12 protein-coding genes are annotated in these 12247 nt (G+C 41.5%); 8 read left to right on the forward strand and 4 right to left on the reverse strand.

Features of this window, described 5'->3' with window-relative positions; translation table 11 throughout:
- Positions 1 to 36: 36 nt before the first annotated feature.
- Both EVU92_RS08580 and EVU92_RS08585 read left to right on the forward strand, forming a co-directional pair.
- Positions 37 to 1041, forward strand: coding sequence for a hypothetical protein (locus tag EVU92_RS08580; protein ID WP_130050866.1), 1005 nt, complete (start codon positions 37 to 39; stop codon positions 1039 to 1041).
- A 279-nt stretch (positions 1042 to 1320) separates the two neighbouring features.
- Positions 1321 to 2445: a lactonase family protein gene (locus EVU92_RS08585; protein WP_130050867.1), complete on the forward strand. Its 1125-nt coding sequence runs from the start codon at positions 1321 to 1323 to the stop codon at positions 2443 to 2445.
- A 73-nt stretch (positions 2446 to 2518) separates the two neighbouring features.
- Here EVU92_RS08585 and EVU92_RS08590 read toward each other — a convergent pair whose 3' ends face one another.
- On the reverse strand, positions 2519 to 3208 hold the full coding sequence (locus EVU92_RS08590; protein WP_130050868.1) for an alpha/beta fold hydrolase: 690 nt from the start codon (positions 3206 to 3208) through the stop codon (positions 2519 to 2521).
- Between the two features lie 102 nt (positions 3209 to 3310).
- Here EVU92_RS08590 and EVU92_RS08595 point away from each other — a divergent pair, with 102 nt between their 5' ends.
- The 4 genes from EVU92_RS08595 to EVU92_RS08610 all read left to right on the forward strand — a co-directional run bounded on the left by EVU92_RS08595 (position 3311) and on the right by EVU92_RS08610 (position 8174).
- Positions 3311 to 3598: a hypothetical protein gene (locus EVU92_RS08595; protein ID WP_130050869.1), complete on the forward strand. Its 288-nt coding sequence runs from the start codon at positions 3311 to 3313 to the stop codon at positions 3596 to 3598.
- A 137-nt stretch (positions 3599 to 3735) separates the two neighbouring features.
- Positions 3736 to 4602: a hypothetical protein gene (locus EVU92_RS08600; RefSeq protein ID WP_167658072.1), complete on the forward strand. Its 867-nt coding sequence runs from the start codon at positions 3736 to 3738 to the stop codon at positions 4600 to 4602.
- A 9-nt stretch (positions 4603 to 4611) separates the two neighbouring features.
- Positions 4612 to 5694 carry a DUF4785 domain-containing protein gene (locus EVU92_RS08605; protein WP_130050870.1) on the forward strand — a complete coding sequence of 361 codons (1083 nt, stop codon included), beginning with the start codon at positions 4612 to 4614 and terminating at the stop codon, positions 5692 to 5694.
- 941 nt (positions 5695 to 6635) lie between these two features.
- Entirely contained in the window at positions 6636 to 8174 is a 1539-nt protein-coding gene (locus tag EVU92_RS08610; RefSeq protein WP_130050871.1) for a glutamate synthase-related protein, read from the forward strand.
- Between the two features lie 266 nt (positions 8175 to 8440).
- Here EVU92_RS08610 and EVU92_RS08615 read toward each other — a convergent pair whose 3' ends face one another.
- Together EVU92_RS08615 and EVU92_RS08620 are read right to left on the reverse strand one after the other, a co-directional pair.
- The gene (locus tag EVU92_RS08615; protein ID WP_130050872.1) at positions 8441 to 8749 is read right to left on the reverse strand and encodes a hypothetical protein; all 309 of its coding nucleotides are present in this window, start codon (positions 8747 to 8749) and stop codon (positions 8441 to 8443) included.
- Between the two features lie 43 nt (positions 8750 to 8792).
- Positions 8793 to 9740 carry a helix-turn-helix domain-containing protein gene (locus EVU92_RS08620; RefSeq protein WP_130050873.1) on the reverse strand — a complete coding sequence of 316 codons (948 nt, stop codon included), beginning with the start codon at positions 9738 to 9740 and terminating at the stop codon, positions 8793 to 8795.
- Positions 9741 to 9859: 119 nt separating this feature from the next.
- On the opposite strand from EVU92_RS08620, the gene EVU92_RS08625 reads away from it, so the two are divergent.
- Positions 9860 to 10396, forward strand: coding sequence for an isochorismatase family protein (locus tag EVU92_RS08625; protein ID WP_130050874.1), 537 nt, complete (start codon positions 9860 to 9862; stop codon positions 10394 to 10396).
- On the opposite strand, the gene EVU92_RS08630 is transcribed toward EVU92_RS08625, so the two are convergent.
- Positions 10377 to 11276 carry a LysR family transcriptional regulator gene (locus EVU92_RS08630; RefSeq protein ID WP_130050875.1) on the reverse strand — a complete coding sequence of 300 codons (900 nt, stop codon included), beginning with the start codon at positions 11274 to 11276 and terminating at the stop codon, positions 10377 to 10379. The genes EVU92_RS08625 and EVU92_RS08630 overlap by 20 nt on opposite strands.
- A 106-nt stretch (positions 11277 to 11382) precedes the next feature.
- Between EVU92_RS08630 and EVU92_RS08635 the strand changes: the two genes are divergently transcribed.
- Complete coding sequence (locus EVU92_RS08635) at positions 11383 to 12216, forward strand: type 1 glutamine amidotransferase domain-containing protein (protein ID WP_130050876.1); 834 nt, start codon at positions 11383 to 11385, stop codon at positions 12214 to 12216.
- Positions 12217 to 12247 lie beyond the last annotated feature (31 nt).

The following is a 12247-nucleotide window of genomic DNA, read 5'->3' on the forward strand; positions in this document are numbered from 1 at the left end:
CATTTGATTTTGTTGTTGAAAATTGAAGGTGAAATAATGTTAAAAGGGAACTTTGTGGCCATTAAAATGGGTTTGGCGTGTTTGCTTGTGTTAAATCTTAGAGTTGGTGGTGCTTTGGCTAATGACGATACATCATTAGAGAGCGTGGTTGCAGATGCTAATTTCTTAGAATGTTTACAAGAAAGTGGCTATAAAACGGTGGGGGAGGTGACAAAAATACATTGCAAAGATCGCGGTATTACTTCAGCCAAAGGGCTTGAGCATTTTAGTAATTTAATAAAACTAGTCCTCAGTAATGAAGGGGATAGCTTCATAGTTGGTGAAATTGGTGGCATTACAAGCAGACCTACCGATAAGAAAATGCCAAACCAACTGACCGAAATCGACATAAGCCACAACAGCCAGCTTTTCTTTGTTGATTTAAGCCAAAACAGCCTTGCGAATATCGATGTAAGTAAGAACGAAGAGTTAAAGACTTTAATGCTAAGTGGTAATAAGCTTTCAAAGGTGGATGTAAGCAACAACAGTAAACTTACATGGCTTAATCTTAATGATAATAAGCTGACTGGCGAATTGACGCTTGTTAACCCTGAACTGTATCAACTTAATCTGTCGGGCAATAAGCTCACAAAAGTAAATATACCGAGTGGTATTCGCAACCTTGAGCTTGCAAATAACCAGTTAAAAAACCTAGATTTAAGCAAGTTCAAGATGCTTAGCGAACTAAACCTAGATGCCAACCAGCTTAGCTCTTTAGACATAAGCCATAATAAAAAGTTAACTGCACTTTACGCCAGTAATAACCACTTAAGCACTATCGATTTAACAGCAAACCCCATGCTTCAAGTGCTCTTTTTGTCGAATAACAAACTAAAAAATATTGATTTACGTGAACATGAAAATTTAGTTGATATCAGCCTTTTTAATAATCCACTACAAAAGGTAGATGTTAGCAAAAGCTATAATTTAGAGCTGTTAGAACTCGATAGCCGTGTTGAGTGCATAGGCATTGGTTGTGCAACAAGGTTTGAAGGGTATTAATACCAGCGTGTAGGTAGAGCACAGCGAAACTCGATAAGTTAGCGAGGGGAAAGGAGAAAGGAGCTATCAGCCGTCAGCTATCAGATTAAAACAAAAGAGCTTTAAGCCATAAGGTTTAGGTTAGATTGTAGCTGCATATAGTTAAAGCGAAATGCTCACCCGTAGGCGTGAAATTTATTTCGCGCTAAGAAGTTAGAGTAAAGTCAAATAGAAAGACCTGGCCCCATCTGTTTGTTAATATTTGCTGGTTGCTTAAAAAATTATGAAAAGGGAATAAATATGTTCTGCTGTAAAACACTCATCAAATTATTAATGAGCGTGTCTATTATTTTGGGTTCATCTTGTTATGCAAAGCAAGATGTTTATTTTGGTACAGGCTCAGTATCTGGTGATGGTATTTATCATTCGGTTTTAGATAAAAAAACAGGAAAGTTATCTGAACCAGTTCTTGTTGCAAAAATCAAAGAGCCGAGCTTCTTAGCTAATCACCCAACTCTGAATGTATTATATGCAGCAGCGACAATAGACAAAACGCCTGTAGTAGCTGCATATAGCAAGCTAACTAACGGAAAACTTGCTTTGCTTAATCATGTTGAAATTGGTGACGGTAGTGGGGCACACATCGCTGTTCACCCTTCTGGGCGCTTTTTATTAACAGCTCAGTATGGCGGCGGCTCTGTGGCGGTATTTGCACTTGCTGCTGACGGTAAAGTTATCAAACGTAGTCAGTTAATAGAGCATACTGGTGGCTCAAAAGTCGTTAAAGATCGGCAAAATAGTCCTCACCCTCATTGGGTTGGTTTTTCACCTGATGCAAAATTTGCCTTTGTTCCAGACTTAGGGTTGGATGCTGTAATGATCTATCGTGTAGCAGACAATGCAGCTGAATTAATCGGGCATGGACAAGCGGATACAATAGCAGGAGGCGGTCCAAGGCATATGCGTTTTTCTAAAAATGGCCAGTTCATTTATTTATTAAACGAGTTGGATTTAAGCATTTCTACCTTTACGTATGATGCACAAACTGGTCAAACTAAACGAGAGTTTGTAGTGCCTACGTTAGGCAAAGCAATTAAAGAGCAGGAAGACTTTAATTCAGCTTCAGAAATTCTGGTACATCCAACAGGTAAATATGTGTATTCAGCTAATCGCGGTCATGATTCTGTGAGTGTATTTGCAAGCGATGAGTCAACTGGCTCTTTAAGACTACTTGAAACAGAACATGTTCGTGGTGCGTTTCCTCGTAATATTAATATGGACCCTGAAGGAAAGTGGTTATTAGCGGCAGGTCAGCATTCTAATACTGTGGCTGTATTTAAGATTGAGCAAACAACAGGGTTACTTCAGTATAGAACCAACAGTACAGTAAATGTTCCTGAACCTACTTGCATCTTGTTTGATTAAAACATAAAGGGGTTTGGTGTTTCTTTTACCTAACCCCTTTATCAACCCAGAACTGACAATATGCTGTTAGCAGCTATTGAATCAAACTCACTTGTTTAACATAGGTGTCAGTTTGCAAACCAAAGTGGCCGAGAACGTAGGTGTAGGTGGCATTTTCATTCCATAAACGGCTGCTGTGAATACCATACACATAGCAAGTGCCTGTTGAGCAGACAATTTGATCAGAGTAGCTTTTTATTGAATACACTTTGTCGCCTAATGCTTCTCCATAAATACTGTTTAATAATGGGCTGCCAACCGATAAGCCATAGTAGCCACAAGTGTTATTCCACACGTTGTATGGGTAAACACCACAACTTAATAGGCCCCGTGCGGCACCTGCAACACCTACAAAGGTATCAACATCTGATGCCATTGCTAACTTATAAATTTGCTGCGCTGCGAGTGTTACACCCATTGAATGGCCGATAATATCAATCTTACCTGTGCAAGATTGGTTGATTGCAGTAAGAATGGCGTTACGCACTGGTGTTTCTTCACTGCCATTATGATCGTTGCAGCTCGCGCAAGATTTAGATCCCCAATCTGGGGTGAAAATTTCACTGTCGGCGTAACCTTTTCGTTTTAATTCATTAATTGTGTTACTCCAACTAGAAGGGGAGGCGGTATTTCCATGTACAAGTACAACATTATCTCTGCATGCTGCAAGAGCCGTTGTGCTCATACCTGCGCATAGCGTAATCATCGTCAATAGGCGTCTCATTGTGTATTCTCCTGTTTAACATTTAATTTACAATGTATGAAGTTTAAACAGGGCAGGATATAGTACTTTCGTGCAGCGGCACTATTTAGCATTGTGCAATGTATGAGTTTATATTTTGCTAGCACTGTAGGCGTGAAATTTATTTCGCGCGATGAACAAAAGAGCTATCAGCTATCAGCTTTCAGCTATCAGCTATCAGCTATCAGCTATCAGCTATCAGCTATCAGCTATCAGCTATCAGCTATCAGCTATCAGCTATCAGCTATCAGCTATCAGCTATCAGCTATCAGCTATCAGCTATCAGCTATCAGATTGAAAGTTAGCAAGTTAGAGAGAGTAGAGGGGAAAGCAACTCGAGTCTTGTCCTCACTTTTTTCTCCTAAAATCTAATAATTTGTACTTAAAAAACACCCAAAAGTTAAATTATTGTAAATGTTTTCTTGCTTTCGTACCTGTTTGGTCTATGTTTTTGGTCGGAGGTCACTCCTCCAACCTGATAGATAAGATTACAATCAACAGGAACACACATGAAAATAAAAACACTCTCACTAGTGCCAGCTTTAATGTTGGCAGCGGGTATCAGCCACAATGTTTTTGCTGCGCAAGGAGTCGCATTTGTGCACGGTACAGGCCAGCAAAGCGATGCGTATAATGACTATTGGACAGGCAGCTTTGTTGACACAGTTCGCCAAGGTTTGCCAAACAGTAGTAATTACACGGTCATTAATTGTGACTTTGATCAGTACATGTGGGCAGATGCTGCATCTGGCTGTTTAGCTGGGCAGCTCACTACATTTATCAATAATAAAAACATCACTGATTTAACCCTGATCACCCATTCTAATGGCGGTAATGTGGTGCGTTGGATTTTATCTAATCCAACATGGGATAGCCGTTATCCAAATATTATTAGCAAAGTAACGCGTACTATTGCACTGGCACCTTCAAGTGGTGGCACGCCTTTGGCTGATGCGGTTATTGCAGGTAATTCGTTCGAGCAAAGCTTAGGTTGGCTTTTGGGCTACGGCAGCGATGCAGTAAAACAACAGCAAGTATCTTGGATGGCGTCGTATAACGCACAATGGCTGAATGGCACTCCAAACCGCCCAAGTTTACCGTCTCGATTCGAAACTGTGGTGGGCAGTGATGTTGAATCAGCTGTATGGGATAGCGACAGCTATTGCGGTGGTTACCAAAACCAAGTGGGTCTTGAAGTAACACAAAACTGGTTAGACAGCTGCTCAGATGGCTTTTTAAATTGCAGTTCTCAGTCGTTAGCTGGAGTAGTGTGGTTTACCGATAAATCACGGACCCAAGGCAGTGAGCCTTTGAGTCATCAGCAAAGTCGACGCAACTGCTTTGGCTTGCCAAACATGCTTAAAAATCGAATTTAGGAGCTAGCTATGATTAATAAGTTAACCACACTTACAGCTGCAATCATGCTTGTAAGCACAGCAGCACAAGCAAATGATCAAACGGTTTATCAGTTTCCTCAAGTTCAACCTGCGTTAGGCGCTCAGCTGCAAACACTTGAAAAAGACAGCGTTGAGTATTGGCAGAAGGTTTCGGGCAAGGAACTTAAGCGAGGTGTGCCAGTATTTGTAAACCAAGCTGATAACTTTATTCGTATCGCGCCAAAAGCACGTTTTGATAATGGTGAAGTATTTAAGCCTCATGGCTTACAGCTTGATAAGCTGTCGGTACGTGATGACAACTTTAGACAAATGCCAATGCAAACAATGGTTGCACAAGAGCAAATGGAAAATGCTGGGTTTAACGATGGTAGTGTTGGGTTAAAGCTCGGTCAGGTCAATGGCAAGGCAATGTTAAGAACAAGCCAAGCACTTAACGACAACGACACCTACTTGCTGCACGTGATTGAAAAGGGCTCGAGTAATGCTTTGCATGCTAAATCGCAGTTTAGAGTAAAAGATCATCAACAACGTGTCGCTATGCAGCTCAGTATGGGCAAAAAACGCTTTAAAGATAGCGATGTGCAGTTAACACTTTCAAGTCCAGATGGCGAAAAGCTTGATGTGCGTTACGAAAATGGTGAAGCCGTATTTAATTACCCACTTGAAACCTTAGGTGCAGTAAATGGTTACTATGAGCTTGAGGCTAGTGTAAATACTAAAGTGAATGGTCAAACTGTTAAACGATCTATAAAAATGCCATTTGTACACAGCATGCAAACCATCAGTATGGATAAAGCTAAAGTGACAGCGCTAGGCAACAATAAATATCAAGCCAAGGTGCCAGTGCAAGTGACCGAATCAGGCCGTTTTGCTATTCGTGCAACCTTAACTGGTAAAGGTGATAAAGGTGAACGCATTAAACTAGCAACGGTCGAAGTTGCAAAACAGATTGATAGTTATGGCAGTTTCACGATGCCTTTCGCGGTCACTAAAGCAGCCAAAGCCCCGTTCGAGCTGGTGGATATTGAGCTTACCGACCAAACGCGAATGTTAAAGTTTGCAGGGGAATAAAGGGGAGTTCTTATCGTATGTTGGGTGGAGCGAAGCGAAACCCAACAAGTTTGCGAGTTACAAGGGAAAAGGAGAAAAAGTTGTAAGCTCTGACCCCGATTGTGCCTGCATATAGTTAAAGTGAAATACTCACGCGTAGGCGTGAAATTTATTTCGCGCGTAATCAATTCTGCTTTGCTCTATGTAGCGCGAAGCGCCTCGGTGTACTCTGTGGTTCAATATATTTTGCACAAAAAGAAGAGAATGAGAAGTGAATGAGTAACCCAACAAAACCATCAAATTTGTATTTAATAATACCTCTTAAGCGCTGCGCCTCTTATCCTCTTTGTGATTATTATTTTTAAAACCTGCTTTGCTCTGTGTAGCGCGAAGCGCCTCTGTGACCTCTGTGGTTCAAATTATTTTTTTGCACAAAAAGAAGAAAGTGAGAAGAGAATGAGTAACCCAACAAAACCATCAATTTTTTAATAATTCCTCTTAAGCGCAGCGCCTCTTATCCTCTTTGTGATTATTATTTTTAAAACCTGCTTTGCTCTGTGTAGCGCGAAGCGCCTCTGTGACCTCTGTGGTTCAAATTGTTTTTTGCACAAAGAGAAGAGAATCAGAAGTGAATGAGTAAACCAACAAAACCATCAAATTTGTTGTTAATAATACCTCTTAAGCTTAGCGTCTCTTTTCCTCTTTGTGATAATTACTCCCACAATGGTTCATAAACCGATTTGCCTCTTACCTTAAAATATGAAATGGCTGATATCTTGGCTGCTTGTTGCGGTTATATAGTCGATTAGTGATAGCTAAGTAAATTCTAAGGCGCTTACGAGCTCGTTTTTTAACTGAGCTAAACTACCCTTTGTAAAGCAAGTAAGCCTTAAATTAATACTTACCTCAATCGCTGTACTTTGAACATAGCAATGTAATATAGCAACCGTGAGGGAACAATAATGAGCAAACCTATAATTGCAGCCGTTTCGCCGAAAAAAGTCACCTTAGAACAGGGGCAAGAGTATTACTTTTGTGCCTGTGGGCGTTCTAAAAACCAGCCATTTTGTGACGGCTCACATGCCGGAACCGATTTCAAACCCAAAGCATTTACAGCAGAAGAGTCGGGCGATGCCTATTTATGCCAATGTAAGCACACTGCCAATGCGCCATTTTGTGACGGTAGTCACAAACAATTTGATCAAAGCCTAGTTGGTCAAGAAGGGCCTGGCGTGCAAATTCAAGCCTCTGATTCGCCAGTTGCTACAGCAACTAAAGAGGAACCCACCGTTGAGCTTATTCATCAATTAGCTCGAGAAGGATTATCAAAGCTTGGTCATCATGGTCCTATGGTGTCGATGGGGGTGCCACGATATCAATTACCTAAATGGGATGACTTACAGTTGATGGTCGCACAAATGGCAACGCAACCTTTAATGGAAGATGTAGCTGTTAATACTGAGCTTGTGGTTGGCCCGCGAGCGAAAAAGCCATTAAAACTGGCTATTCCGCTGTTTGTTTCTGATATGAGTTTTGGTGCTTTATCAGAAGAAGCCAAAGTTTCCTTAGCGAAAGGAGCTGAACTTGCTGGTACGGGTATTTGCTCAGGTGAAGGCGGTATGCTTCCTGAAGAGCAGCAAGCCAATTCACGCTATTTTTATGAGTTAGCAAGTGCAGGCTTTGGTTATAGCGAAGATAAATTAAAAAACGTGCAAGCCTTTCATTTTAAAGGCGGGCAAGGGGCAAAAACAGGCACGGGGGGGCATTTACCGGGCAACAAAAATGTTGGCAAAATCTCTGAGGTTAGAGGAATTGAAGCGGGTACTTCGGCGATTTCACCACCAACATTTAAAGATTTACACAGTGCGGCCGATTTCAAAAAGTTTGCTGACAGAGTGCGCGAGGTAACGGGTGGTATTCCAATCGGATTTAAACTAAGTGCTAATCATATTGAGGAAGATATTCAATTTGCACTCGATGCAAGTGCCGATTACATCATTCTTGATGGTCGTGGTGGTGGCACGGGTGCAGCTCCTGAGATCTTTAGAGATCATATTAGCGTACCAACTATTCCTGCACTTGCCAGAGCAAGAAAGTACTTAGATGAACAAGGTGCAAGTGATGTTACTTTGATCATAACAGGCGGCTTACGCTTGCCGATTGATTTTGTAAAGGCGCTTGCCCTTGGTGCTGATGGGGTGGCGATTTCGAATAGTGCAATGCAAGCAATTGGCTGTGTTGCTGCGCGCATGTGTAATACCAATAACTGCCCAGCAGGGATTGCCACACAAAAGCATGATTTACGTCAGCGCTTAAATATTGAAAAGTCAGCAAATCAATTGAAGAACTTTTTTGAAGCTTCAACTGAGTTAATGTCGGTTATGGCAAGGGCATGTGGTCATGACTCTTTAGCTAAGTTCAATGCTAATGATCTAGCAACATGGCACAAAGATATGGCGTTGTTATCTGGTGTTAAGTATGCAGGTGTTGGAATAAGTTAGCGAGTTACAAGGGTAAAGAGTAAAGGGGAAAGGAATCATCAGCTTGTAGGTTGGGAAGCGCGAAGCGAAACCCAACGTTTGGAGCTATCAGTTATCAGACTCAAAACCCTACTGGTGAGCTGAAATGCTCACCAGTAGGCGTGAAATTTATTTCGCGCGCGTTGAATCCTGTTTTCCTCTAAAGCGCGCGTCTCAACCCTCTTTGTGAGTATTAAGAGAACTACGCGATATAAAATCGCGGCTACACTCTTGCTAACTCATCCCATTTAATCGTCTGGGCCTTTTAGGGTAAATACTAAATGCCTGCGCATGTCTTTTAAAATCACACCTTTTTTCAGCATTGCCCCACTTAGGCGTTTTTGCCATTTTAATAGCTCTGGGGTCGCTGCATCGAGTGATTGCTGGTTTTCAAATTGAAAACACAAAAGCAATGAACCAGGGAATAAGTGGTATTCCACATCAAACCAGCATTGCAACATGCCTTCAAGCTCAGCGCGGCCTTGCTCTTCAAGGGTATCGGCAACATTTAATACAAGGGCTTGCTGTTTTAATTGTACTTTAGAAAGCTTTTTCATTTAAAAACCAAAATCGAGTCGAAAAACTAATTATACCTAAGCTTTATGTTTGGCGGAATGCATTACGCCAGTCTCGCGGTGATAAACCAAACTGAGAGCGAAAATGATGGCGTAAAGTAACAGATGAACCAAAGCCGCATTGCTCGGCTAAATTTTCTAGTGGTAAATCAGTTGACTCAAGAAGTCGCTGTGCGTGGTTTAAACGTTGATTTAATAGCCATTGCCCAACGCTCTGCCCTGTAAGCGATTGAAAATGGCGGGTAAAGGTGCGTCGGCTCATGTGCATTTGCTCTGCGAGTGTATCAATCGTATGGTTGCTAGCTAAGTTTTCTTGCATCTGTTCAAGTAAGCTTGCTAAACGCTCATCAGCAACACTTTCGGGGACGGGTAGGGCAATAAATTGTGTCTGCCCACCAGTGCGATACGGAGCCGTTACCATCATTCTGGCAATAGCATTAGTTTGCTCGCTTCCTAAAAATTTGCGAACCAAATATAAGCAGCAATCAATAGCTGCTGCTGTTCCTGCCGATGTATAGAGCTGGTCATGTTCAAGGTAAAGTACTTGATTGTTAAGTTTCACTTTTGCAAAGCGAGCTTTAAAGTCATCGCTGTATGCCCAGTGGGTGGTTGCTTCAATATTATCTAAAAGCCCAATGTGTGCTAACGCATAAGCTCCTAAACAGAGCCCTACAATAATAGCGCCACGGCTATGAGCGTTTAGCAAACTGGTTGCTAATTCTTTAGAGGGGGCTGTTTCAGGGGATGGCCAAGACGGAATAATTATAATATCTGCCTGATCAAATTTTGTTATTGAGTGGTGCGCTTGAATATCAAACCCCGCACTTGAGGGCATTACCTGTTCACATTCGCTGCACACTGTTAAATTAAATTCTTTGATACCTGCCGAGCGAGCGCCCTCACCAAACACCATACATGGTACTGCAAGATGAAATGGGCTGATATTAGGAAATGCGAATACTGCAACATTCATGGTAAAGCCTTATTAAACACTTTGGCCCAATATTATCGATAAATGGTATTTGGGTCACTGTTTGATACGTTAAAAATTCAGCAAACTAGGGTTCAATAAAATGAAAAAGGGCTCATACAATGACAAACACAGCATTACTAATTATCGACTTACAGAATGATTATTTTGAAGATGGTGCATTTCCTTTATGGCAGGCTAAACAAGTAAAAGATCAGCTAGTAGATGTGATCAAACAAGCAACAGAACGCGGAGTTTTACCTATTCATATTCAGCATGTTGCTGATCCTTCTCAGGGGTTAGCGCCATTTTTTAATGAAGGTACAGAAGGTGTTGATATTCATCCTGATATTTTAAAAGCAGCACCAGAAGCCCCTGTGGTTGTAAAACACTATGCTGACAGCTTTCATCAGACCAATTTAGAAGATGTATTAAAGCAACATGGAATTAAAAAACTTTTGATCGCAGGCATGATGACGCAAAACTGTGTGACTCATACTGCTATCTCAGAGCAAGCTAAAGAGTACGATTTGGCAGTTATAACGGATGTGAGCACCACAGTATCTGAAATGCTACATTTAATCGCACTAAATGCGCTTGCCCCACGAGTAAAACTGTTAGACGCAAAGCAAGCCTTGCTTAGTTTGCAAAGTAGTTAATATTTGCAAAGGCCGAAATAACATCTTTGGCAAATGCAATACGGGGGTGCTTTAGTGCCCCTTTGTTCCAAACTAAGTAAATTATGTTTTCTGGGCCTTCGGGCCCTAGTTGCACAAGCTCTCCGGCTTTTATCTGATCGCGACATAGGTAATCGGTTAATACAGAATAGCCAATGCCTGAGCGAATAATATTGCTAATAGCACGTATATCTGGGCAAATAGCAATGACGTTTGAGTGGCATTTTGCGTTGAATACAGCTTCAAAGTATTGTCTTATCAAAGGCAGCTCTTCATCATAAGCAACGACATTGTAGCTAGAGAGTAAATCTGCGGTAATGGTGCTGTCTTTGATTTCTCGGCCATGTAAACGGTTCATCACCAAAATTAGCTTTTCTTTGTCGAGCACTAGGCTATCAAATAGTGCTGGATCAGGCGCTGATGCGGCAATAGCAATATCTGCAGTACCTGATTGTAATGCGTCAAAAATACTCACCTTATTACCAATATGCAGAACAAGGTTCACATTGCCAGATTGCAGTAAGTTGGCAATTTGTGGCCCTGACACACTACTAATATATTCGGCAGGTCCTGCGATATTTATAGTGCCATGTGCGGCATCAGAACGTGCCCGTATCGACATGATTTTTTGCTCTAATATATCGATATGACCAGAAACCTGAAGCGCTAGATCATGTGCTGCTGCAGTGGGGGTAACACCGCGGGCTTTGCGCTCAAATAAAGGTTTACCAACTACAGCTTCCATTGCTTGAATGTGTGAGGTTACCGAAGGCTGAGATAAGCCTAAATTAGCCGCTGCCTTCGTAATATTTTTACAACGATAAACTTCAACAAAGGTTTTTAATTGCGTGAGATAAGACATGTAACTGTACGAGCCATAAATATTCTGATTGCTCCTCTTAATTTATCCGAATTCTACTCGCCCCGCAAACCAACTATGATGGCTTCACTTTCTAAGAGGACGAGTTATGAAAAAGATATTACAGCGACTAACGCTTGTTGCTGCATCAACTATGTCGATGTTTGCAGTGGCGGGTGAAGGCGAAGTTTTGGTTATTTTATCAAGTGAAACAACCATGGATTTAGCTGACGGCCAGAGTATTGAAACAGGCTACTACCTAAATGAGTTTGGTGTGCCTGCGAAAGCATTAGTCGATGCGGGTTATGAGCTTGTACTTGCAACACCCAAAGGTAATGCGCCTCAAGTAGATAAAAAATCAGTGAGTACCGATTACTTTGATGGTGATGAAGCTAAAATGCAGAGCATTCAGCGTTTTGTAGCATCCTTACCTGATATCAACGACACCGCGAGTTTAAGCGAAATTTTAGCGGGTGACTTAAGCCAATATGAGGCTGTGTTTATCCCAGGCGGCCATGCACCTTTAATTGATTTAGCAAACAACCCAGAAGTGGGTGAAATTTTGCGTCACTTTAATAAGCAAGGTAAACCAACAGCGGCAATTTGCCATGGCCCAATTACATTGTTGTCGGCACAAGTTCAGCCAAATTCTTATTATCAAGCGATAAAAGATGGCGAAAAGGCAGCGGCCAATAACTGGATTTATGACGGTTATAAAATGACTATTTTTTCAAACCCAGAAGAGCGTGTTTTTGAAAGCAGTTTAGAAGGTAAAAAGCTTAAGTTCTATCCCGCTATGGCAATGGAAAACGCCGGTGGAAATATGGCATTCGCTAGTGAGTGGCAGCCAAACGTGGTTGTTGACCGCGAACTTATTACGGGGCAAAACCCGTTTTCAGATAAATTATTAGCAGAAAAGCTTTTAGAAATGTTAGCTAAGTAAATTAGCTAATTAGCAATTTAAACATAATTTA

The organism is Pseudoalteromonas sp. MEBiC 03485 (assembly GCF_004195145.1).
Lineage (GTDB): Bacteria > Pseudomonadota > Gammaproteobacteria > Enterobacterales > Alteromonadaceae > Pseudoalteromonas > Pseudoalteromonas apostichopi.